This is a genomic window from Pseudomonas sediminis (genome assembly GCF_002741105.1).
GTDB lineage: Bacteria > Pseudomonadota > Gammaproteobacteria > Pseudomonadales > Pseudomonadaceae > Aquipseudomonas > Aquipseudomonas sediminis.
In genome coordinates, this window is sequence record NZ_NIQU01000011.1 from 123,309 (window position 1) to 144,754 (window position 21,446).

At 64.0% G+C, this 21,446-nt stretch carries 21 protein-coding genes and 1 riboswitch; of the genes, 10 read left to right on the plus strand and 11 right to left on the minus strand.

Going from position 1 to position 21,446, the window contains the following annotated elements; all coding sequences use genetic code 11:
• Positions 1–9: 9 nt before the first annotated feature.
• From CDO35_RS21485 to CDO35_RS21505, 5 genes are all read right to left on the minus strand, one after another.
• A complete protein-coding gene (locus CDO35_RS21485) occupies positions 10–915 on the minus strand; it encodes an SMP-30/gluconolactonase/LRE family protein (protein WP_099526617.1) in 906 nt (301 codons plus the stop codon).
• Positions 916–918: 3 nt separating this feature from the next.
• Positions 919–1,488, minus strand: coding sequence for a manganese efflux pump MntP (mntP, locus tag CDO35_RS21490; protein ID WP_099526618.1), 570 nt, complete (start codon positions 1,486–1,488; stop codon positions 919–921).
• Positions 1,489–1,493: 5 nt separating this feature from the next.
• A riboswitch (yybP-ykoY riboswitch) is annotated at positions 1,494–1,658 on the minus strand.
• Between the two features lie 85 nt (positions 1,659–1,743).
• Complete coding sequence (locus CDO35_RS21495) at positions 1,744–2,046, minus strand: hypothetical protein (protein ID WP_099526619.1); 303 nt, start codon at positions 2,044–2,046, stop codon at positions 1,744–1,746.
• A 64-nt stretch (positions 2,047–2,110) separates the two neighbouring features.
• Complete coding sequence (locus tag CDO35_RS21500) at positions 2,111–3,097, minus strand: TerC family protein (RefSeq protein WP_099526620.1); 987 nt, start codon at positions 3,095–3,097, stop codon at positions 2,111–2,113.
• A gap of 198 nt (positions 3,098–3,295) precedes the next feature.
• Entirely contained in the window at positions 3,296–5,659 is a 2,364-nt protein-coding gene (locus CDO35_RS21505; protein ID WP_099526621.1) for a DNA polymerase II, read from the minus strand.
• A 166-nt stretch (positions 5,660–5,825) separates the two neighbouring features.
• Between CDO35_RS21505 and CDO35_RS21510 the strand changes: the two genes are divergently transcribed.
• Genes CDO35_RS21510 through CDO35_RS21520 form a run of 3 tightly spaced genes read left to right on the plus strand, consistent with a single transcriptional unit; the run spans position 5,826 to position 7,516 of the window.
• Positions 5,826–6,254: a group II truncated hemoglobin gene (locus CDO35_RS21510; RefSeq protein WP_208019983.1), complete on the plus strand. Its 429-nt coding sequence runs from the start codon at positions 5,826–5,828 to the stop codon at positions 6,252–6,254.
• 1 nt (position 6,255) lies between these two features.
• Entirely contained in the window at positions 6,256–6,594 is a 339-nt protein-coding gene (locus CDO35_RS21515) for an FKBP-type peptidyl-prolyl cis-trans isomerase (RefSeq protein ID WP_099526623.1), read from the plus strand.
• On the plus strand, positions 6,587–7,516 hold the full coding sequence (locus tag CDO35_RS21520; protein WP_099526624.1) for a class I SAM-dependent methyltransferase: 930 nt from the start codon (positions 6,587–6,589) through the stop codon (positions 7,514–7,516). The genes CDO35_RS21515 and CDO35_RS21520 overlap by 8 nt, the downstream gene beginning before the upstream one ends.
• 65 nt (positions 7,517–7,581) lie before the next feature.
• Here the strand turns inward: CDO35_RS21520 and norR are convergent, their stop codons facing one another.
• The gene (norR, locus tag CDO35_RS21525; protein ID WP_099526625.1) at positions 7,582–9,132 is read right to left on the minus strand and encodes a nitric oxide reductase transcriptional regulator NorR; all 1,551 of its coding nucleotides are present in this window, start codon (positions 9,130–9,132) and stop codon (positions 7,582–7,584) included.
• A gap of 192 nt (positions 9,133–9,324) precedes the next feature.
• Here norR and hmpA point away from each other — a divergent pair, with 192 nt between their 5' ends.
• Genes hmpA through CDO35_RS21540 form a run of 3 tightly spaced genes read left to right on the plus strand, consistent with a single transcriptional unit; the run spans position 9,325 to position 11,938 of the window.
• On the plus strand, positions 9,325–10,506 hold the full coding sequence (gene hmpA / locus CDO35_RS21530; RefSeq protein WP_099526626.1) for an NO-inducible flavohemoprotein: 1,182 nt from the start codon (positions 9,325–9,327) through the stop codon (positions 10,504–10,506).
• A gap of 18 nt (positions 10,507–10,524) precedes the next feature.
• Positions 10,525–10,776, plus strand: coding sequence for a transmembrane sensor/regulator PpyR (locus CDO35_RS21535; protein WP_099526627.1), 252 nt, complete (start codon positions 10,525–10,527; stop codon positions 10,774–10,776).
• Positions 10,763–11,938: an NnrS family protein gene (locus tag CDO35_RS21540; protein WP_099526628.1), complete on the plus strand. Its 1,176-nt coding sequence runs from the start codon at positions 10,763–10,765 to the stop codon at positions 11,936–11,938. The genes CDO35_RS21535 and CDO35_RS21540 overlap by 14 nt, the downstream gene beginning before the upstream one ends.
• A gap of 28 nt (positions 11,939–11,966) precedes the next feature.
• Here CDO35_RS21540 and rimI read toward each other — a convergent pair whose 3' ends face one another.
• From rimI to CDO35_RS21555, 3 genes are read right to left on the minus strand one after another with little or no spacing between them, the layout of a single operon-like run.
• On the minus strand, positions 11,967–12,419 hold the full coding sequence (gene rimI / locus CDO35_RS21545) for a ribosomal protein S18-alanine N-acetyltransferase (RefSeq protein ID WP_021488733.1): 453 nt from the start codon (positions 12,417–12,419) through the stop codon (positions 11,967–11,969).
• A 32-nt stretch (positions 12,420–12,451) separates the two neighbouring features.
• A complete protein-coding gene (locus tag CDO35_RS21550; RefSeq protein WP_099526629.1) occupies positions 12,452–13,240 on the minus strand; it encodes an energy transducer TonB in 789 nt (262 codons plus the stop codon).
• Between the two features lie 20 nt (positions 13,241–13,260).
• Positions 13,261–14,199: a LysR family transcriptional regulator gene (locus CDO35_RS21555; RefSeq protein ID WP_099526630.1), complete on the minus strand. Its 939-nt coding sequence runs from the start codon at positions 14,197–14,199 to the stop codon at positions 13,261–13,263.
• A 110-nt stretch (positions 14,200–14,309) separates the two neighbouring features.
• Between CDO35_RS21555 and CDO35_RS21560 the strand changes: the two genes are divergently transcribed.
• From CDO35_RS21560 to CDO35_RS21570, 3 genes are read left to right on the plus strand one after another with little or no spacing between them, the layout of a single operon-like run.
• Positions 14,310–15,659: an acyclic terpene utilization AtuA family protein gene (locus tag CDO35_RS21560; RefSeq protein ID WP_099526631.1), complete on the plus strand. Its 1,350-nt coding sequence runs from the start codon at positions 14,310–14,312 to the stop codon at positions 15,657–15,659.
• On the plus strand, positions 15,659–15,979 hold the full coding sequence (locus tag CDO35_RS21565) for an AtuA-related protein (protein ID WP_099526632.1): 321 nt from the start codon (positions 15,659–15,661) through the stop codon (positions 15,977–15,979). The genes CDO35_RS21560 and CDO35_RS21565 overlap by 1 nt, the downstream gene beginning before the upstream one ends.
• A 49-nt stretch (positions 15,980–16,028) precedes the next feature.
• On the plus strand, positions 16,029–17,336 hold the full coding sequence (locus tag CDO35_RS21570) for a CitMHS family transporter (protein WP_099526633.1): 1,308 nt from the start codon (positions 16,029–16,031) through the stop codon (positions 17,334–17,336).
• Positions 17,337–17,400: 64 nt separating this feature from the next.
• Here CDO35_RS21570 and CDO35_RS21575 read toward each other — a convergent pair whose 3' ends face one another.
• On the minus strand, positions 17,401–18,645 hold the full coding sequence (locus CDO35_RS21575; RefSeq protein ID WP_099526634.1) for a saccharopine dehydrogenase family protein: 1,245 nt from the start codon (positions 18,643–18,645) through the stop codon (positions 17,401–17,403).
• Positions 18,646–18,789: 144 nt separating this feature from the next.
• Positions 18,790–19,887: a carboxynorspermidine decarboxylase gene (locus tag CDO35_RS21580; protein WP_036998618.1), complete on the minus strand. Its 1,098-nt coding sequence runs from the start codon at positions 19,885–19,887 to the stop codon at positions 18,790–18,792.
• A 305-nt stretch (positions 19,888–20,192) separates the two neighbouring features.
• On the opposite strand from CDO35_RS21580, the gene mksB reads away from it, so the two are divergent.
• Positions 20,193–21,434, plus strand: a complete 1,242-nt coding sequence (mksB, locus tag CDO35_RS21585) for an Mks condensin complex protein MksB (RefSeq protein ID WP_099526635.1) — start codon at positions 20,193–20,195, stop codon at positions 21,432–21,434.
• The last annotated feature ends 12 nt before the right edge of the window (positions 21,435–21,446 follow it).

Here is a 21,446-nt window from a genome sequence, read left to right on the forward strand (position 1 = left end):
AGCCGGGCCTCAACCGCCCTGCCGGTCGCTGGCAATCTCGGTTTTTTTGAGGCCGCCTGCCGATCTCACCACGCTCAATTCCAGCACTCGATCACGCCCACCTTCGGCGATCAGGTAACGACCATCGTCCAAGGGCAGGATCGCTTGCGGCGCCTTGAGGAACGACAACACGGTGGTCTGCTCGCCCTGGGCGTCGACCAGCAGCAGGCGGGCGCGATGGGTCGAGTCCTCGCTGATCCACAGGCCCTGCTCGTCGCACAGCAGGAAGGTCGGGTTGCGCAGGCCATCGATCACTACCGGGTCGCGGCCGTCCTCGCGCAGCTCGCGAATCACACCGCTTTCCTTTTCGCTATATAGCATGCGGCCGTCGGTGCAGCGGGTGATCGACTCGGTCTCCGAGAGGTTGTCACGCACCACGCTCAGTTGCCGATCATCCCAGCGGTAGCGCCATAGCCGGCCATTTCCCTTGCGGTCCTCGATGGCATAGAGGTAGTGACCGTCATCCCACAGCCCCTGCACCTGATCGCCCGCGAACAGCTCGGAAACACGTTTGCCCTGCAGGAAGCTGACCGGCTTGTCGCCCGACTCCTGACTGAACACCAGACCACCACGGGCGCTGAGCAGGCCATCGGGTTTGGACAGGCCTTCGACCACCACTTCGCGGTCACCGTCGGGCTGCATCAACAGGATGCTGCCGCGGCCATCCTGCAGTTCCTGGCTGACCAGAATCCCGCCATCCGCTGCTCGCGCCAGCCCGGCCGCCTTCTGCACGTCGTCGTAGGCAACGCGGTACGACCAGCCGCTGGCGGCCTGCACCGGAAAGAAGTACTGCCAGGCGAAAAACATCAGGGCGGCGGCGACCAGCGCGGCAGCCGCCAGAAGTGCGCTTTTCAGCAAACGCAGGGACATGTTCATGTTTCACAGACTCGCAAAGTGTTCGTAGAGAATCGTCGCGCCAACCAGCATCAGCACCACACCGCCGACGATCTCGGCACGCTTGCCGACCAGCTGGCCCAGCATACGACCAAGCAACATGCCCAATGTCACCATCAGGGTGGTGGCCAGACCGATACACAGTGCAGCGACCAGTATGTTCACCTCGACGAAAGCCAGGCTCACGCCAACGGCCAGGGCGTCGATGCTGGTGGCCACCGCAGTGACGGCCAGCACCCAGAAGGAATGGCGCGAGGGCTTGTCTTCAGGCGCATCGTCATCGGCGCTGAGCCCGGCATGGATCATGTGCACACCGAGCCCAACCAGCAGCACGAAGGCGATCCAGTGATCCCACTCAAGGACGAAACGGCTGGCCGCCTGGCCGATCAGCCAGCCGATGACCGGCGTGATGGCTTCGATGGTGCCAAAGATCAACCCAGCGCGCAGAGCTTCGGCAAAGCGTGGCTTGTGCAGGCCCGAACCCTTGCCGATGGCAGCCGCGAAGGCATCCGTCGACATGGCGAACGATAGAAGAAGCAGCGAGAGAGGATTCAAGGGAAACTCCAGCCGGGCCTGAGTCAACGACAAGCCACTGCGCGCCCGACCTGGCACAGGACTGTCGTTGGTCTCACCAATCCCAGCGGATGCGTTGGCCACGGCAGGTTGCCGAGAATGTTGACCAACGCGCCGACGCTAGCGCGACGGCAGGCTACTCCCCAAAGAGGCGCGCAGGATAAACCCAAGCACGCCGGGGCGGAAGTGGCGGCGCCCAGCAACCGCTCAGCGGTAGCCTGCGCCACCGACCAGGCATCAGGTTTCGACGCCCTGCTCGAGCGGTTTCTCGGGCTCCACCTGCGGCGTCTCGGCGCCCTGCTCTTTTTCCTTGTCGTCCTTGCCAAGTGCTCGGTTGGTGGACTCCTGCAGGGAGTCCACCTGGCGGTTGACCTCATCGACCACCTCGCCGACCGAGTCACTGATCAGCGCCTGCGCTTCCTTCTTCGCCTCTTCGGCGAGCTTCTGTGCGGACTGCTCGGCGGCGTCGCAGCCCGCCAGGGCGATCAGTGCCAGGCCAAGTGCGGCAGGCGCCAAGCGGTGTTTCCAAGGGTTTTGCATCAGGTTTCTCCAGTGTCGAAGTCCCGGCCACACACGGGGCGTAGCCGGGCAAAAAGCTTATTCGTCAGATCTTGGCGGGCGGCTGGCCACGGGTCTTGTACAGCGACAGCAGCACGCCGCCGATCAACAAGCCCAGGGTCACACTGAGGGACACCACCGCCGGGATCTTGCCGATGATGCCGACCAGGAAGATCTTCGCGCCGATGAACACCAGCACCAGAGCCAATGCGTACTTCAGGTAGGCGAAGCGGTGGATCAGCGCCGCCAGGGCGAAGTACAGGGCACGCAAGCCGAGGATGGCGAAGATGTTCGAGGTGTAGACGATGAACGGGTCCTGGGTGATGGCGAAGATCGCCGGCACGCTGTCGATGGCGAACACCAGGTCGGCGCACTCGATCATGATCAGCGCCAGGAACAGCGGCGTCACCCACAGCACGCTGCGTCCCTTGCCATCGTCCTGGCGCACGAAGAAGCGTTGGCCATGCAGCTCATCGGTCACGCGTAGGTGCTTGCGCAGGAACTTCACCAGCACGTTGTTCTGCAAGTCCGGCGCATCGTCGAGCTTGGAGAACAGCATCTTGATACCGGTGAAGAACAGGAAGGCGCCGAACACGTAGAGGATCCAGTCGAACTCGTGGATCAGTGCGGCGCCGAGGCCGATCATGATCGCCCGCAGCACCAGGACGCCCATGATTCCCCAGAACAGCACCTTGTGCTGGTACTGCCGCGGGATGGCGAGGAAGCTGAAGATCATGGCCATGAGAAACACGTTGTCCATCGACAGCGATTTCTCGATCAGAAAGCCGGTGAGGTAATCCATGCTGGCGTCGCCGCCCTTCTGGAAGAACACCCAGACACCGAACAGCAGACCCGCAGTGATGTAGCCGGCGGACAGCAACAGGCTCTCGCGCACGCCGATCTCGCGATTATCGCGATGCAGCACGCCAAGGTCGAAGGCCAGCAGGGAGATGACGACAGCGATGAAGACCAGCCACAACCAGGTGGCCGTGCCGAGGAAGTCGGCGAAGAGGAACGGTTCTAGGGCAGTCATGAGCCCCTCCTACAGTCAGATTGAACAGACTGTGATTCCGACATCGCGGTGTTAACCGCCAGAGGGGCCCGGCATCACGGGCGCAAATATATTCAGGCCGCGAGCGCCGCTCAACGGGGCGAATTTTACAAGGTATTTCAAGGCGATTAGCCCGTCTCTCGGCGCGGATGGCCTGCCCAGAGCGGCCGCCAGCGAATTTCAGAACAGCCCAAGCTGCCCGTCCACCAGGCGCTCGAACTCGCCGCCGACGAACGGCAGGATGGCGTCAGCCACCGGCTTCAGTTGGCGGCTGATGTAGTGCTCGTAGTCCACCGGTGACAGCAGGCGCTCCAAGGGCTGTGGCCCGCCAGTGGTGATCAGGTAGCTGATCCAGCCACCGCGCTGGTATTGCAGGGGCCGGCCAAGGCGCTGGTTGTGCTCGTCGGCCAGGCGCGCGGCGCGTACGTGCGGCGGCACGTTACGCTGGTAGTCGTCGAGGCGTCGGCGCAAACGCTTGCGATACACCAGCAGCTCGTCCAGCTCACCGGCCAGGGTGCGTTTCACGTAGTCGCGCACGTAGTCCTCATAAGGCTGACCGGCGAACACCAGGCGGTACAGCTCCTGCTGAAAGCGCTGGGCCAGCGGCGACCAGTCGGTACGCACCGTTTCCAGGCCCTTGAACACCATGCGTTCGCTGCCGTCGGCGCCGAGCACCAGGCCGGCGTAGCGCTTCTTGCTGCCCTCCTCGGTGCCGCGAATGGTGGGCATGAGAAAGCGCCGGTAATGGGTCTCGAACTGCAGTTCCAGGGCGCTGGTCAGGCCGTATTCCTTCTGCAGATGCTCACGCCACCAGGTATTCACACGGGCCACCAGCGCGCGGCCGATGCGCGTCGCCTCATCCTCATCGTGAGCGCGACCGAGCCAGACGAAGGTGGAGTCGGTGTCGCCGTAGATCACCGCATGGCCTTCGGCTTCGATCAGCTCGCGGGTACGCTTCATGATCTGGTGCCCGCGCAGGGTGATCGACGACGCCAGGCGCGGGTCGAAGAAGCGGCAGCCACTGGAGCCAAGCACGCCGTAGAAGGCGTTCATGATGATCTTCAGCGCCTGCGACAAGGCCGCATTACCGTCGCGCTTGGCCGCCTCACGCCCCTGCCAGACGCGCTCGACGATGGCCGGAAGGCAATGCCGGGTACGCGAGAAGCGCGCGCCGCGAAAACCTTCCACCGAGTGCTCGTCATCCGGCTGGTGCAAGCCTTCGACCAGGCCTAGCGGGTCGATCAGAAAGCTGCGGATGATCGATGGATACAGGCTCTTGTAGTCCAGCACCAGCACCGAATCGTACAGGCCGGGGCGCGAGTCCATGACGAAACCACCGGGACTGTTCTCGCCACGAATGTCACCAAGATTCGGCGCGACGAAGCCCAGGCGGTGCATGGGCGGCAGGTACAGATGGGTGAAGGCCGCCACCGAGCCACCGCTGCGATCGGCCGCCAGGCCAGTGACACTGGAGCGTTCCAGCAGGAAGGCGAGCAGATCGGTGTGGGCGAAGATGCGCGTGACCAGCTCGCAGTCCTTGAGGTTGTAGAGCGCCAGCGCCGGCTTGTCCTCGTCGAACATGCGCTGGATCTCATCCATCCGCGCATAGGGCGTGTCGATGGCCTTGCCCTCGCCGAGCAGGGTCTGCGCCACCGATTCCAGGCTGAACGAGGAAAAACTCCAGGTGGCCGAACGCAGCGCCTCGATGCCGTCGATGATCAGCCGCCCGGCCGCCTCGGCGAAGTAGTGCTGACTGCTGTTGTGCTGACGCCAGCCCATCACATCGCCGCCACGTCCCAGCAGCAGCGGCACCTTGAGTTGCTCGGCGTGATCGCGCAGCACGCGCAGGTCGAACTGCACCAGATTCCAGCCGATGATGGCGTCCGGGTCATGCCGCTGCAGCCAGTCATTCAGACGTTCGAGCAGCACCTTGCGGCTGTCGCAGTACTCCAGGTCGAAGTCGACGATGCTGGCATCGCCATTGGCCGGACCGAGCATGTACACCTGGCGCTGACCGCAGCCTTCCAGGGCGATGGAATACAGCTCGCCACGGGCACTGGTCTCGATATCCAGCGACACCAGGCGTAGCGTCGGGCGGTAATCGACGGCGGGTTTGAGCGACTTGCACAACAGGCTGCCGTCCGGCTGCTCGATGCCATCGAACAGCACGCTGGCGGTGATAAAGCGCTCCATCAGGTAACGATCCGGCGGGCGAATATCGGCCTCGTACACATCCACGCCGACCTGACGCAGCTTCTTCTCCAACTGCAGCAACTGGCGGTACTGGCGGCAGTACAGGCCCAACACTGGGCGACGCTTGAAGTCTCGCAAGGCCAGCTCGCGCAGCTCGACGCCCTTCTCATTGCGCAGCAACGGCTCGGCCCAGGCGCGCTGCTCGACCGGGATGAAAGCAACCGTCTCCTGACACGGCAGGCGTACCTGGCGTGGGCCAGCATCGGTCGCCATCCAGAAGGCCACTTCAGTGCCCTCCGGCGTGTCACGCCAATGGCGGCTAAGCACGAAGCCTTGCTGGGGTTGCGTCATCGGGAATGGGCTACGGATTCAAACTCGGTGCTTACGGGCTACTTGTGGGAGGGGCTTCAGCCGCGACCGTCGCCGCTAAAGCGCCTCCCACAGGAGCATGTGCTTCAAACTGGCCGGACATTCTACGCCAGCGGTTAGAATGGCGCCTTTTCCGCGGAACAACGCGATGAGCGACACACCTCCCTACGGCACCGGCGATGCCTCCTACCAGGCCGCTGGCGGCATCGACGGCCTGCGCCGCCTGGTCGACGACTTCTACCGCCTGATGGACGAACGCCCCGAAGCCACCGCCCTGCGCGCCCTGCACCCAGCCGACCTGAGCGCCTCGCGCGATAAACTGGCGTGCTTCCTGAGCGGCTGGCTGGGCGGGCCGCGTCTATTCGCCGAGAAATACGGCAGCATCAGCATTCCGGCCTTTCATGCACAGTGGCCAATTGACCAGGCGCTGGCGGAAAGCTGGTTGAGCTGCATGGCCGGCGCCATCGCCCTGCAGAACTATGACCCGGCGTTCGCCGACTACCTGCTGGTTCAACTGCGCGTGCCCGCCGAACGCTCCGTGCAAGCCAGCCAAAACCGTCACCGCAAGGAAACCTGACATGACTGACCAACTGATCATCGAAGACCTGCAAATCGGCGACGGCAAGGCCGTGGTCAAGGGCGCCCTGATCACCACCCAATATCGCGGCTGGCTGGCCGACGGCAGCGAGTTCGATTCGTCCTACTCGCGCGGCAAACCGTTCCAGTGCGTGATCGGCACTGGCCGGGTAATCAAGGGCTGGGATCAGGGCCTGATGGGCATGCAGGTCGGCGGCAAACGCAAGCTGCAGGTGCCGGCGCATCTGGGTTATGGCGAGCGCAGCATGGGCGCGATTCCGCCCAACTCCGACCTGACCTTCGAAATCGAGCTGCTGGAAGTGCTGACCCGCGATGACTGATACCGCCCTCGCCACCCTGCGCGAGCACCTGCTACAGGCGCTGGACAACCACCCCGGCAACGAGACCCGTCGCCTATTCCATGGCCGTGGTCGCTGCTGGCCGGGGTTGGAACAGATCACCGTCGACTGGCTGTCCGGCGTTGTGCTGGTGATGCTGTTTCGCGAGCCGTCGCCGGCACTGCGACCGCTGCTCATGGAGCTGCTAGCAACGCCGCAATGGCAGGCCAGCGGCGCACGCGGCCTGTTGCTGCAACACCGCTACGTGCTGGGCAGCGAGAGTGAATGGCTGGCCGGCGAGCCGCAGGCGCAATGGCCGATCATCGAGGACGGCCTGCACTACCTGCTCGACCTGGGCAGCAAGCAGAACAGCGGGCTGTTCCTCGATATGCGCCTGGGCCGCCAGTGGGTGCGCGAGCAGGCCGCCGGCAAGCGCGTGCTCAACCTGTTCGCCTACACCTGCGGTTTCTCCGTGGCCGCCATCGCTGGCGATGCCGCGCATGTGGTCAATCTGGATATGGCCCGTGCGGCCCTGTCGCGCGGGCGCGACAACCATCGCCTGAACGGGCACGACCTCTCCCGAGTGGAGTTTCTCGGTCACGAGCTGTTCAAGTCCTGGGGCAAGGTGCGCAAGAGCGGCCCGTATGACCTGATCATCATCGACCCGCCGAGCTTCCAGAAAGGCAGCTTCGCCCTCACCCAGGATTACGCCAAGATTCTCCGGCGCCTGCCTGAGCTGCTGACCGAGCACGGCACCGTGCTGGCCTGCGTCAACGACCCGGATATCGGCCCGGATTTCATCATCGACGGCATGGCCGCCGAAGCGCCACAACTGCGCTTCGTCGAGCGTCTGGACAACCCGCCGGAGTTTCCCGACATTTCGCCCGAGAGCGGCCTGAAGGCGCTGGTATTCCAACAGGAATGAACCTGTGGGAGGGGCTTTAGCCGCGACGTGAACAGATCGCGGCTAAAGCCCCTCCTACAATCCGGTTAGCGAATGCCCAGCCGCCTGGCCAAACGGCTGAGGTTGGCGCGATCCACCCCCAACTCCCGCGCCGCATCGACCCACTTGCCCTGATGGCGCGCCAGGCACTGTTCGATCAACTGACGCTGGAAGGCATCCACCGCGGTGCGTAGCTCGACGCCTTCCGGCACCGGCTCGCCGGACGCCAGCAGCGTCTCGACGGCGGCGCTCGTCTCACGGCTCGGCAAGTCCAGATCCTGCATATCCAGGCTGAGAATGCGCGGTCGCTCGCCATGGCGCGCCAGCGCCTTGATCGCCGCGCGGCCGATCAGGTGCTCCAGCTCGCGCACGTTGCCCGGCCAGTCGTGGCCCAGCAGCGCCTTCTGCGCCTCGGCACTCAGGCGTAGGCTGCGCAGCCCGAGCCGGGCTCGGTTCTCTTCGAGGAAGTAGCCGGCCAGCAACAGCACATCGCGGCCGCGCTCACGCAGCGGCGGCACCGGCAACGGGTAAACGCTCAGGCGGTGATAGAGATCGGCGCGAAACCGTCCGGCACGCACTTCGGCCGCCAGATCGCGGTTGGTGGCGGCGATCACTCGCACATCGACGCGATGCTCGCGATCCGAGCCAACCCGTTGCAACTGGCCGCTTTGCAGCACGCGCAGCAACTTGGCCTGGATAGCCAGCGGCAGCTCGCCCACTTCATCGAGGAACAGGCTGCCGCCATCGGCCAGCTCGAACTTGCCGCTGCGCTCGCTCATCGCACCAGAGAAGGCGCCGCGTACATGGCCGAACAGTTCACTCTCTACCAACGCGTCGGGCAATGCCGCGCAGTTGATACTGACCAGCGGCCGCTGCGCACGCGGCGAGGCGGCGTGGATGGCTTCGGCCACCAGCTCCTTGCCGACGCCGGTTTCCCCTGTGATCAGCACGGTCAGCGGGCTGTCGCCGACCAGGCGGATTTCGTCCTGCAGCTTGCGCAGCGCCGCGCTCTGCCCCACCAACTCGCGCGGCTGCTGACGCGCCTGCTTGTAAAGCTCGGTGAGCTGGCGCTCGGCCTCGACCCGCTGTGCCAGGCCGCTGATGCGCTGGCTGACCTTGACCGTGGCCGCAGCCAAGCTGGCAAAGGCGTCGAGGCTGTCCAGATCGAGCCGACCGAAACTGGCCGGGTCGAGCGAATCCAGGGTCAGCAGCCCCCAGAGCTGTTCGTCCAGGTACAGCGGGCAACCGAGGCAATCGTGCACCTCCAGGTGGCCATGCAACCCCTCTACCAGTCCGTCGTAGGGGTCAGGCAGGCCGCAATCAGCAGCGAAACGGGTCGGCCCGTCGTGCTCCAGCAACGCAGCCAGACGCGGATGCTCGCTGACCTTGAAACGTCGTCCCAGGGTATCGGGGCTCAGCCCCTCGACCGCCAGGGGCACCAGAATTTCGCCGTCGAGCCGCAGTAGCGCCACGGCATCGCAAGGGAATAACTGGCGCAAGGCCGCGAGCAGTCGGCGATAACGCTCGCCATCGTCCAGCTCGCGAGACAGATCGGCGACCAGGGGAATAAGAGTTTCCAGCAGAGGATTAGCGGTCATTTCGACTACTCAAAGTCTTTATGACCCGCAAATAGATCGAGTCATTAAAACAACAATAAAAGCAAGCCACTGATATTTAAAGATTATTTATCTGGCACGCTTACTGATAGGTATCTACCGCTAACGCTAGCACGCCACAACTGGCCATACGAGCCACACCGGCGTCTTTATTTGCCCTGCGGAGATAGCCTAATGCTGACCAACGCTCAACGTGACCTGATCAAAGCCACCGTGCCTCTGCTGGAAAGCGGCGGCGAAGCGCTCACCACCCATTTCTACCGGATGATGCTCAGTGAGTACCCCGAAGTGCGCCCGCTGTTCAACCAGGCGCACCAGGCCAGCGGCGACCAGCCACGTGCCCTGGCTAACGGCGTGCTGATGTACGCGCGCCATATCGACCGCCTCGAAGCCCTAGGGCCGCTGGTGCGCCAGGTGGTGAACAAGCACGTCGCTCTGCAGATCCTCCCCGAGCACTACCCCATCGTCGGCAGTTGCCTGCTACGCGCGATTCGCGAGGTGCTGGGCGCCGAGATCGCCACCGATGCGGTGATCGATGCCTGGGCCGTGGCCTACCAGCAACTGGCCGATATTTTCATCGGCGCCGAGGAACAGCTCTATCAGGACAACGCCAGCGCACCTGGCGGCTGGCGTGGCGCGCGGGCCTTCCGCGTAGCACGCAAGGTCGTCGAAAGCGCCGAGATCACCTCCTTCCATCTGCTACCTGTCGATGGTGGTGCCCTGCTCGACTACCAGCCGGGCCAGTACATCGGCATGCGCCTGCTGCTGGACGGCGAAGAGGTACGCCGCAACTACTCACTGTCGTCCCTGGCCAATGGCCTTGAATACCGCATCAGCGTCAAGCGCGAGCCTGGCGGCCGCGCGTCCAACCATCTGCATGACAAGGTTGAGGTTGGGGATGTGCTGGACCTGTTCCCGCCCGCTGGCGAGTTCACCCTGAGCGAGTCGGACAAGCCGCTGGCCCTGATCAGCGCCGGCGTCGGCATCACCCCGGCACTGGCCATGCTCGACGCGGCGCGACACAGCGGCCGGCCGATCTATTTCATCCACTGCGCACGCAATGCCGAGGTGCATGCCTTCCGCGACTGGGTCGATGCCCATGCCGCCGAGCATCCGCAGATTCGCCACTACGTGTGCTACAGCGAGCCGCGCGCGGGTGACCGGGCCGACGCCGAGGGTTTTCTCAGCCGCGATCTGCTGGAGCAATGGCTGCCGGCCGAGCGCGATCTGGACGCCTACTTCCTCGGCCCGAAACCCTTCATGGCTCAGGTCAAGCGTAATCTGAAGGCGCTGGGCGTTCCCGCCGAGCAAAGCCACTACGAATTCTTCGGCCCGGCCTCGGCGCTGGATAGCTAAACGATGAGGAGGTGAACCATGTACCCACTGAATCTTCCACCGCTGCAGATTCTGCACTTGTCCAGCCAGTTGCTCTGGGCCGGCCTGATCCTGCTGCTGGTGGGGCTGGTGGCAGCCTATGGCCTGGAGAAGCAACTGAACGTGCCGACGCTAGTGCTGGCGCACAGCCTGACACTACTCGGTCCCAGCATCTTGAAGATCGGTTATGTGCTGCGCCTGGTCGCGCAGCAACGCCTGAAAGACGAGGCATGCGCACATGCAATTGCTTGATCGCAAGCGGGCACTGGCCATCGCGCCCTTCTGGCGCCTGGGCTTTCGCCCGTTCTTTGTCGTCGGAGCCCTGTTCGCCGTGCTCGCCATCGCCCTCTGGGCGGCGGCGCTGCACGGGCTGACCAACCCGGCGGTGCCGGGTGGCATGCTGGCCTGGCATCGCCACGAAATGCCCTTTGGTTTCGGCCTGGCGATCATCGCCGGCTTCCTGCTCACTGCCGTGCAGACCTGGACTGGGAGTCCGGGCCTCAGCGGCCGCCCTCTGGTCGCACTGTTCGGGCTGTGGTTGGCCGCGCGCCTGGTGTGGCTCTTCCCCGTGCCACTGGCACTGCTGATCGCACTGCAACTGGCCTTTATCGGCCTGTTCATTGCTCAGATGGCACGCCAGCTGATCACCGCCCGGCAACGCAACAACTACCCGATCCTGCTGGTGCTGAGCCTGCTCGCGCTGTGCCAGTCCGCCACGCTCGCCGGCCTGGTGCTAGGCGATGATGGCCTGCAACGCCGTGGCGCACTGGCCGCACTGTGGCTGATTGCAGTCATGCTGAGCCTGATCGGTGGTCGGGTGATTCCCTTCTTCACCCAACGCGGCCTGGGTCGGGTCGAGGCCTTCGCCACCCATCCCTGGCAGGACCGTCTGCTGCTGGTCTGCGGCGTGCTGGTCGCGGCACTGTTCGCCAGCGGGCACAACCTGCAGGCCCGCCCATGGCTGGCCATGCCGTTCATCGTACTGAGCGTGCTGCACGGCCTGCGCCTGTGGCGCTGGCATCTGCGCGGCATCTGGGGCGTGCCGCTGCTGTGGTCGCTCCACCTGGGCTACGCCTGGCTGCTGGTCGCCAGCCTCGGCATGGCCGCCTGGCACCTAGGCTGGTTGACGCAACCCAGCCTGGCCAACCACGCCCTGGCGGTGGGTGCGATGGGCGGGCTGATTCTGGCGATGATGGCGCGGGTCAGCCTCGGCCATACCGGCCGCGCATTGCAACCGCCCCGGACGATGTCGTGGGCTTTCGGTTTGCTCAATCTAGGGGCGCTGATTCGGGTCTCGGCGGGTAGCAGCGGGCTATGGCTCGCAGCGCTCTGCTGGGCCGTGGCCTTCGCCCTGTTCGCCTGGCATTACGCGCCGATGCTGTATCGGGCGCGGGTGGATGGGCATCCGGGGTGATTCCTGGTGCGCACGGCACACCCTACGATCAATCGACCAGTGTGCAGGCCATCACCAACGCATCTTCACGTCCACCGACTGCCGGGTAGTAATCGCGGCGGCGCCCCACTTCGTTGAAGCCGAAACGCTCGTACAGGCGATAGGCACTCTGGTTGCTGGCGCGCACTTCAAGGAAGCATTCACGTCCACCCAACTCGTAAGCCTCTTTCATCAGATGTTCGAGCAGGCGCAAGCCAAGCCCACGGCCCTGGCTTTCCGGCTTGACGGTGATATTGAGCAGGTGCGCTTCGTCGAGGATCAGGTTGATCACGCCGTGACCGACCTGCTGATTGCCCTCGAACATCAGCCAGCAGTTATAGGATTTGAGGCTGTCGGTGAAGATACCGCGCGTCCACGGATGACTGAAGGCGGCGTATTCGATCTTCAGCACGGCATCGAGATCCGCCTCGGTCATCGGGCGGAAGGAAATCGCATCGCTCATTAAGGAAAACTCGAGGGCAAAGACGGGGATTCTCAGGAGTGTGCAGGCGCTAGCCAGCGCTGACGAACACGCCGCATCGCCTGCCACAGCTCGCGCTTGCGCGTTGGCTCTTCCATCAGCAGCTCCAGGCCCGGCAAGGCCCAGCAGGTACCCAGCCCCTCGACCTGCAACTCGCGATTGTAGCTGTGCTCGTTACCCTCACCAGCGAAACGAATAGCCGGCAGGCCAACCAGCCACAGGCAGACGCTCGGCTGCTCTTCCAGACGCGCAGCCACGAAGCTCTGCACGAACTCCAGCGCCGCTTGCGGGCCTTGATCCATATTGCCGCGCACCAGCAATGGCCAGCGCACCGGCTCGCCGAGCAGTTGCGGGCTGTCCGGCAGGCCGGCGGCGCGCAGCAAATCCTTGAGCAGGATGTAGGCCGGGTCGCGGCTCTGGAAAGGCTGGCCGGTGGGCAGCTCCACCAGCAAGGCGCAATCGCCGGCTCGCAGCAACTGCAGGGAAAAACGCGGCGGCGGGACGCTGACACGAGCCGGCTTTTCCTCGACCTGCTCCGGTTCCGCCACCGGCTCGACAGCCGCCTGGCGCGGCTGGGCGCCCGGGCGCGGAATTTCGATCTTCGGCCGCTCGATCGGCGTCTCGCGTACCGGCTCGGCCACCGCGGCCGGCGGTTCGCTCACGATAGCCAGCGGCGCTTCGGCAGGCGGCGGCGCCAGCAACTCGGCACGCGATGGCGCGGCAAAGGGCAGCTCGGTACGCGGCAGCCAGGTGGCTACCTGCATGGCATCGAGGTAGGCGCGACGGCGCAGCTCGGCATTCAAACCAGAAGTATCCAGTGCAGTCATTCGATAGGGGAGCGATTGTCGCGTGAATCGAGGGACGCGGATAGTCCCTGAGCTTCGCCCACCTGTTGCCGCAACAGGGTAATGAAGACCTGCGCCGGCGGACTCAGGTAGCAAGGTTTGCGCTGCAGCAGGCCGATGCTGCGCGCTGGCGCTTGACTGAGCACGTGCACAGCGAGGCTACCGTCGCTGTTGAAGGTATCGGCGACGCTGGCCGGCAGCAGGGCGAAGCCCAATCCTGCACGCGCCAACGCGGCGGCGCTGCTCATGTAAGCCACTTCCCAGGCAGGATCACGCAGCAATCCCATACGCAGCAGGGTTTCATCGGCCATGCCACGCAGGCTGGTGTCGCGGGTGGTGGCGATGTAGTCCTGCTCACGTAGCGCTGCGAGTAACGCCTTGCCGCGCAGGCGCTCTTGACCGCGCACCAGCAGCACCAGGCTGTCGTCGTAGAGCGGCTGGAAATCCAGCGCGCCGAGGTCGTCGGCCGTCGAGGTGATGGCGAAATCCACCTCGGCCGCACTCACCCACTGACGGATTTCCCCGGCGCGGCCGTCGTGCAGGCTGATGTCGATACCGGGATAGCGTCGCCGGTATTCCTGCAACACCCGTGGCAGGGGCTCGATGGCCACCGACGGCAACACGGCGATGCGCAGCGAGCCACTCTCCAGGTGTAGTTGCTCATGCGCGTCGTGCACGGCGTTATCCATGTCACGCAGCAGACGGCGAGCCTGCTCGAGAAAACGCAGGCCGGCGGCGGTCAGCTCCACGCTGCGCGTGTTGCGCGCCAGCAGCGACAAGCCGAGGGCATCTTCGAGTTTGCGTAGGCTGTAGCTAAGCGCCGGTTGCGACAGGTGAACCCGCTCGGCGGCGCGACTGAAACTGCGATGTTCGGCAATCAGGACGAAGGCCTGAAGCTGGCGAAAGCTGATGTCCATGGCTCGGCAACTTATAAAATTATCTTATCAATTCATATCACATTTCGAATTCACAACTAAATCCACAGGCATCACCCTTGCTGCATACCTGACCGTGAAATGGATCGACAATGACCACAACAGTCCATATCGGGTGCGGCGCGGGCTTCGCCAATGATCGCCCGGATGCCGCGCTGGCGCTGGCCAACGACCTCGCTGGTCGCGACGGCCGACGCTTCCTGTTCTTCGAACTGCTGGCCGAGCGCACCCTGGCCGAAGCCCAACTACGCCGCCTCAACGATGCCCAGAGCGGCTACGCCCTGCGTCTGTTCGACTTTCTCGAACCGGTGCTGGAGACCTGCCTGGACACTGGCATCGCCATCGTCACCAACGGCGGCGCTGCCAACCCCACCGCCGCCGCCACACGCCTGCGTCAACAGTTGCAGGGCACGCGACACGCTTCGGCACGCATCGCCTGTGTACTGGGTGACGACCTGCTCGACAGCGACATCGATCTGCAGCAGTGGCTGCCCGCGCAACTCGATGGTGAGGTGGTCTCGGTCAATGTCTACAGCGGTGCCGATGGCATCGTCCAGGCGCTGGATCAGGGCGCCGACATCGTTCTCTGCGGCCGTGTCGCCGACCCCAGCTTGGCGGTCGGACCGCTGCGCCATGCATTCGGCTGGCAGGCCGATGACTGGGACCGCATCGCCCAGGCCACGGCAGTCGGCCACCTGCTCGAATGCTGCACCCAGGTCAGCGGCGGCTACTTCGCTCACCCCGGCCTGAAGGACGTACCGGACCTGGCCAATGTCGGCTGCCCCATCGCCAGCGTATCGGCCGAGGGACAGATCGTCATCGGCAAAGCAGCCGGCACCGGAGGTTGCGTCACCGAACGCACGGTCAAGGAACAACTGCTCTACGAGGTCCACGACCCAGCCAGCTACCTGACACCGGACGTGGTCATGGACCTGAGCCAGGCTCATGTTCGGCAGGTCGCAACCAATCAGGTGGCGGTCGAGGGCGTGCGCGGCAAGCCGCGGCCGACACACCTCAAAGGCCTGGTCGGCCTGCGCGGCAAGTGGTTCGCCGAAGCGGAGATTTCCTACGCAGGCCCCGGCGCCGTGGTTCGGGCAGCGCTGGCGCACGACATCCTGCTACAACGCTGCGCCAAGCTGGCGCCGCAGCTCACGCCCTGGATCGATGTGATCGGCGTTGCCAGCCTGTTCAACGACGCTGGCGGTCAGTGGCTGCAGCGGCACCTGGCACAGGCAGCCGATTGCCAGGATGTACGCCTGCGCATCAGCTTTCTGAATCGTGACAAAGCCCTGCTGGAGCGCCTGCTGCTCGATGCCGAATCGCTCTACACCAACGGCCCCGCCGGCGGTGGCGGTGTACGCCGGCATATCGGCGAATCCCTCGGCACCGCCAGTTTCCTCATCGAACGCACCGCGGTGCGGCAACAGCTGGAGTGGTTCTGATGACCGATGTACTGCTGTGCGACTACGCCCACGCCCGCGCTGGCGACAAGGGCAACACCCTGAGCGTGGCGGTGTTCGCCTTCTCTGACGAGCACTATGCCTGGCTGGCCAATGAGCTGACCTGCGAACGGGTGGCTGCCTGCCTGAACCACCGCGCCATTGGCACGGTGAAACGCTACGAGCTGCCGAACCTGGGCGGCCTCAACTTCGTGGTGGAAAACGCCTTGGAAGGCGGCGTCAACGCCAGCCCCGGACTGGACCGGCACGGCAAGAGCCTCAGCTACGCCCTGCTCGGCCTGAGGCTGCCGCCTCCAGACTGAGCCGGCATTTCACCCTGTCTCCAACAATAACAACACCGGAGAGATCGATATGATCACCGCCCTGGGCTTCGGCCTGATGTTTCTCATCGTCACCCTGATCCTGCTGCGCAGAATCAGCCCACTGGTCGCCTTCGTCACCCTGCCGGTGATCGCCAGCGCCCTCGCCGGTTTCGGCCTGAGCGAAATCGGCAAGTTCATCACCGAGGGGCTGAAAGCCGTGGCTCCAACAGCCACGCTGTTCATCTTCGCCATCCTCTACTTCGGCGTCATGCGCGAGCGCGGTCTGTTCGCACCACTAGTCAACTTCCTGCTGCGCAGCACCGGCGGCAAGCCGCTGGCGGTAGCGGTAGTCACTGTCGCGGTAACGGCGGTGACCCATCTGGACGGCATAGGTGCAGCGACCTTTCTGCTGGTGATTCCCGCACTGCTGCCGCTCTACCTGCGCCTGGGCATGAAACGCGAAATGCTCCTGTGTCTGGTGGTGCTCAGCGCCGGGGTGATGAACATGGTGCCCTGGGGCGGCACCACGGCGCGCGCCTCGGCGGTGACCGGCATCGACGCCTCGCAGTTGTGGATATCGCTGATTCCCGTGCAGGCGGTAGGCCTGGCACTGGTCATGGCGCTGGCGGTGTTCCTCGGCCTGCGTGCCCAGCGCAGCTTCCATGGCCATGGCGTGATTGCCGGGCACGAAGCCGCGCATGCGGATGATTCTGGCGACGACAGCCGTCAGCTGAGTCCAATGAGCTGGCGCTACTGGGCCAACCTGGCGCTGACCCTGATCATCCTCGCCTGCCTGTTCACCGGCGCTTTCCCACTGTTCGCCTGCTTCATGGTCGGCCTCGGCGTCGCCCTGGTGCTCAACTACCCGAGCCTGGCGGAGCAGAACCAGGCCGTATTGCGCCACGCCAGCGATGCCATGCAGATGGCCTTGGTAATGCTCGCGGCCGGCATCCTGCTCGGCGTGCTATCCGGCGCAGGCATGTCCGATGGCATGGCGCACTGGATGATCAACGTCCTGCCCGAAGGCTCGGCCAACTGGCTGCACGTGATCATCGGCGCCTTCGGCGTGCCGCTGGGCATGCTGTTCTCGCCGGACGCCTACTACTTCGCCCTGCTGCCGGTGATTCGCGATGTCGCCGTGGCTGCGGGTGTCGACGCCCAAGCCGTAGCCAGCGCCATGCTGATCGGTGAGAACACCGGCTTCGGCATCAGCCCGGTAGTGCCGAGCGTTTACCTGGCCATCGGCCTGGCCGGCGTCGAGCTGTACAAACACATCCGCTACACCGTGCTGTGGGCCTGGGGTATCAGCCTGGTGATGCTGGCAGCCGCCGTGCTCTTCGGCGTGGTCACGGTCTGAGGCCTGGCCACTGAAAAGAAAAAAGGATCGCCGAGGCGATCCTTTTTTCATTCTGCAGGGCGAATCAGGCGGGCTGATTCCACGGGCGGTCGCCGTGCTCATCCTTGATGCGCGTCGGCAGGCCCATTACGTCCAGCAGCGTGAGGAACGGCTCGGCCGGCAACTCTTCGACATTGACCATGCGCTTGGCATCCCATTCGCCACGCGCAACCAGCAGCGCTGCGGCGACTGGCGGTACGCCAGCTGTGTAGGAAATGCCCTGGCTGTCGGTCTCGGCGAAGGCGTCTTCGTGATCAGCCACGTTGTAGATGAACAGCTCGCGCGGCTGGCCATCCTTGGTGCCCTTGACCAGGTCGCCGATGCAGGTCTTGCCGCTGTAGCCCGGCGCCAGCGAGGCGGGATCGGGCAGCACGGCCTTGACCACCTTGAGCGGCACCACTTCGAGGCCTTCGGCGGTCTTGACCGGTTGCTCGGAGAGCAGGCCGAGGTTCTTCAGCACGGTGAACACGTTGATGTAGTGGTCACCGAAGCTCATCCAGAAGCGCACGTTCGGTACGTCGAGGTGCTTGGACAGTGAGTGCACCTCGTCATGGCCGGTCAGGTACAGGTTCTGTACGCCCACCACGGGCAGGTCGTCGGTGCGTTTGACCTCGAACATGCTGTTGGGTGTCCACTGGCTGTTCTGCCAGCTGTAGACCGTGCCGGTGAATTCGCGGAAATTGATTTCCGGGTCGAAATTGGTGGCGAAGTACTTGCCGTGCGAACCGGCGTTGACGTCGAGGATGTCGATCGACTCGATCTTGTCGAAGTACTGCTGTTGCGCCAGAGCGGCATAGGAATTGACCACGCCCGGGTCGAAGCCGACGCCGAGGATCGCGGTAACGCCCTTGTCCTGACATTCAGCCAGATGCTTCCACTCGTAGTTGCCGTACCACGGCGGGGTTTCACAGATCTTGCTCGGATCTTCGTGGATCGCGGTGTCCAGATAGGCGACGCCGGTGTCGATGCAGGCGCGCAGCACGGACATGTTGAGGAACGCCGAACCGACGTTGATGACGATCTGCGATTCGGTTTCGCGGATCAGTGCCTTGGTCGCTTCCACGTCCAGGGCGTTAAGCGCATAGGCCTTGATCTCGCCGGGCTGCTTGAGACCGCCCTTGGCCTGCACGCTGTCGATGATGGCCTGGCATTTGGAGATGTTGCGCGACGCAATTGCAATGCGACCTAACTCGTCATTGTGTTGCGCGCACTTATGGGCCACCACCTTGGCAACACCTCCTGCACCAATGATCAGAACATTCTTCTTCAATTGTTTCACCTCCAGGGAACTGCGTTGTTTGAAGCGTTTTGATGTGTATTTCGGGTGGCGGGCTGAAGCCCACCCTACGACCCAAATCAGGACAGTTGGTAGGGTGGGCCGGGCGACGTTCCGCTTCAGCCCACCACCACGGCGTTAAGACAGGCTGGACAGGTAGTCGTCGAACTCGAATTTACGCGCCACCTCGACACTACCGTCGAGTTGTTTCACCACGATGGACGGCATCTTCAGACCGTTGAACCAGTTCTTCTTGACCATCGTGTAGCCGGCCGCGTCGATGAACGACAGGCGGTCACCAATCTGCAGCGGCTTGTCGAACTGGTACTCGCCGAAGATATCGCCGGCCAGACAGGATTTGCCGCAGACCATGTAGGTATGTTCGCCATCGTTCGGCGCCATCTTGGCGTTGAGGCGATAGATCAGCAGATCGAGCATGTGCGCTTCGATGGAGCTGTCGACCACCGCCAGATGCTTGCCGTTGTACAGGGTGTCGAGCACGGTGACTTCCAGCGAGGCGCTGAGGGTGATCGCCGCTTCGCCCGGCTCCAGATACACCTGCACGCCGTACTTCTCGGAGAAGGCTTTAAGGCGCGCGCAGAAGGCATCGATCGGATAGCCCTCGCCGGTGAAGTGGATGCCGCCACCGAGACTGACCCACTCGACCTGGGCGATCAGGTGGCCAAAACGCTCTTCGATGGTGGTGAGCATCTTGTCGAACAGCTCGAAGCTGCCGTTCTCGCAGTTGTTGTGGAACATGAAGCCGGAAATCTGCCCCATGACCTGCTCGATCTTCGCAGGGTCCCACTCGCCGAGGCGGCTGAATGGACGGGCCGGGTCGGCCAGCAGGTAGTCGGAGCTGCTCACCTGCGGGTTGACGCGCAAGCCGCGGATGGTGCCTTCGGTACGCTCGGCGAAGCGTTCGAGCTGGCCGATGGAGTTGAAGATGATCTTGTCGCAGTTGGCGACCATCTCTTCGATCTCGTCGTCGGCCCAGGCCACGCTGTAGGCGTGGGTTTCGCCAGCGAATTTCTGCCGGCCCAGCTTCAGCTCATACAGCGACGACGACGTGGTGCCGTCCATGTACTGCTGCATCAGGTCGAACACCGACCAGGTGGCGAAGCATTTCAGCGCCAGCAGCGCCTTGGCACCGGAGTTCTCGCGCACGTAGGCGATCTTCTCCAGGTTGACCAGAAGCTTCTGTTTGTCGATGAGGTAGTACGGCGTCTGGATCATCTCGTCGCCCCAGCAAGGTCGGCCAATGGAGGGGGGTTGCGCCCCCCGGAAAAAAGTGGACGCGAATTGTGCCGATAACCGGCAAATATCGAAAGGGCATTGGGGATTTTTTGTACAACAGGCCATGACCATTATTGGGCCTGTTCGAGCTGACAGGCTAAGAACCTGGGGTTACAGGCCGATGACGCTGCGCGATCACCTTGCCCTGCATCGCAACACCTGCCTCTGATCGATTCGGACTCAAACCCGGCATCCACCTTGCAGTACAATCGCTCCTTTTTCACTTGCCTGGAACCGGCGCCTCGATGATCGATCCCAAGCGCGTTTTGCGCGCCCTCGCCGAACACTGGACGTTGCTCGAACCGCTCTGCGAACGTTTCGACGCGGGCACCCTGAGCCTGGTCGAACTGCGCGGCCAGCTCGCCACACAGTTGCCCGACGCCACGCCCAGCGACACCACTGCCTTGCTCGACACCTGGATTCGCCTGGACATCCTCGTGCCAGTGGCGAAGAGCCCCAACCGTTTCGAGCTCAACGCGCAGATCCATGATTTTCTCGCCTACCTGCGCCGCGAGCACCGCCTCGGCCTGTGCCTGGAGATCGAAGCCTACCTGCGCCACCTGGAGCGCCTGGCCGGCTATATCCAGGACGCCTTCGAGGTGCGCGATGCCCACGACCTGACGCGTCAGTTGCGCTTGCTCGATATGCGCGTGCGCGACGTACTGAAGAAGTTGGCCAACGACGAACAGGCGCTGGTCAGCGTGGCCGACCGGGCCAAGACCAGCGACCGGCAGATTCCCCTGCGCCAACGCTACGCCGAGGTGCTGGCCACCTGGGACGAATACGTCGAGCCGATGATTCAACTGGTCGCCGCCGACGGCGCTTTCGAGCAGGGCGTACGCCGCGTCGAACAGGTGCTGCTGCGCCTGCTCGGCGATCAACAGCGCCTCGGCCAGCTGGTCGACGACGACCTGCTGCTGCGTACCCACGCGCGCATCCTGGAAATGCAGACCACTGCCCAGTTAACCCTGCGCAAGGCCCGCGAACTGCTCCTGCCACTGCGCGAAGAAGCGCGCCGGCACAACGCAGTGACCCGCGGTGCCGCCCTGGCACTGTCGGTGATCCGCAAGAAGGGCATCGACGCCGTGCCACAGGCGGCCATGCCGCTGTTCACCCGGCCGCAGAGCAACTTCCTCGGTTCGGCCAGTCAGGTCGAGGCCTACGTCTACGCCCTGGCGCGCTTCGAAGCCAAGCCGGCGCATTTCCCCAAGGCCAGTGGCAACCGCAAGGGCGGCGCGCCCAAGGCACCGAAGACCGCGCGGGAAATGATCGAGCGCTGCGAACAGGCCCTGCCGCTGCCGGATCTGATGACCTGGCTGCTGGAGCAGGAACCGGAAGGCGCCACCGACGAGCTGCTCTACTGGTTCTCGCGTCTGTCGCGCGAGGGCCGCTTCCAGCGCGACCGTCTGGAGCGCCAGACCTACCTGACCCGCGAGCATGAAATCAGCATCAGCTCCTATGCGTTGGTGGGCCGCCCCAGTGCCTGATTTTTACGTAGG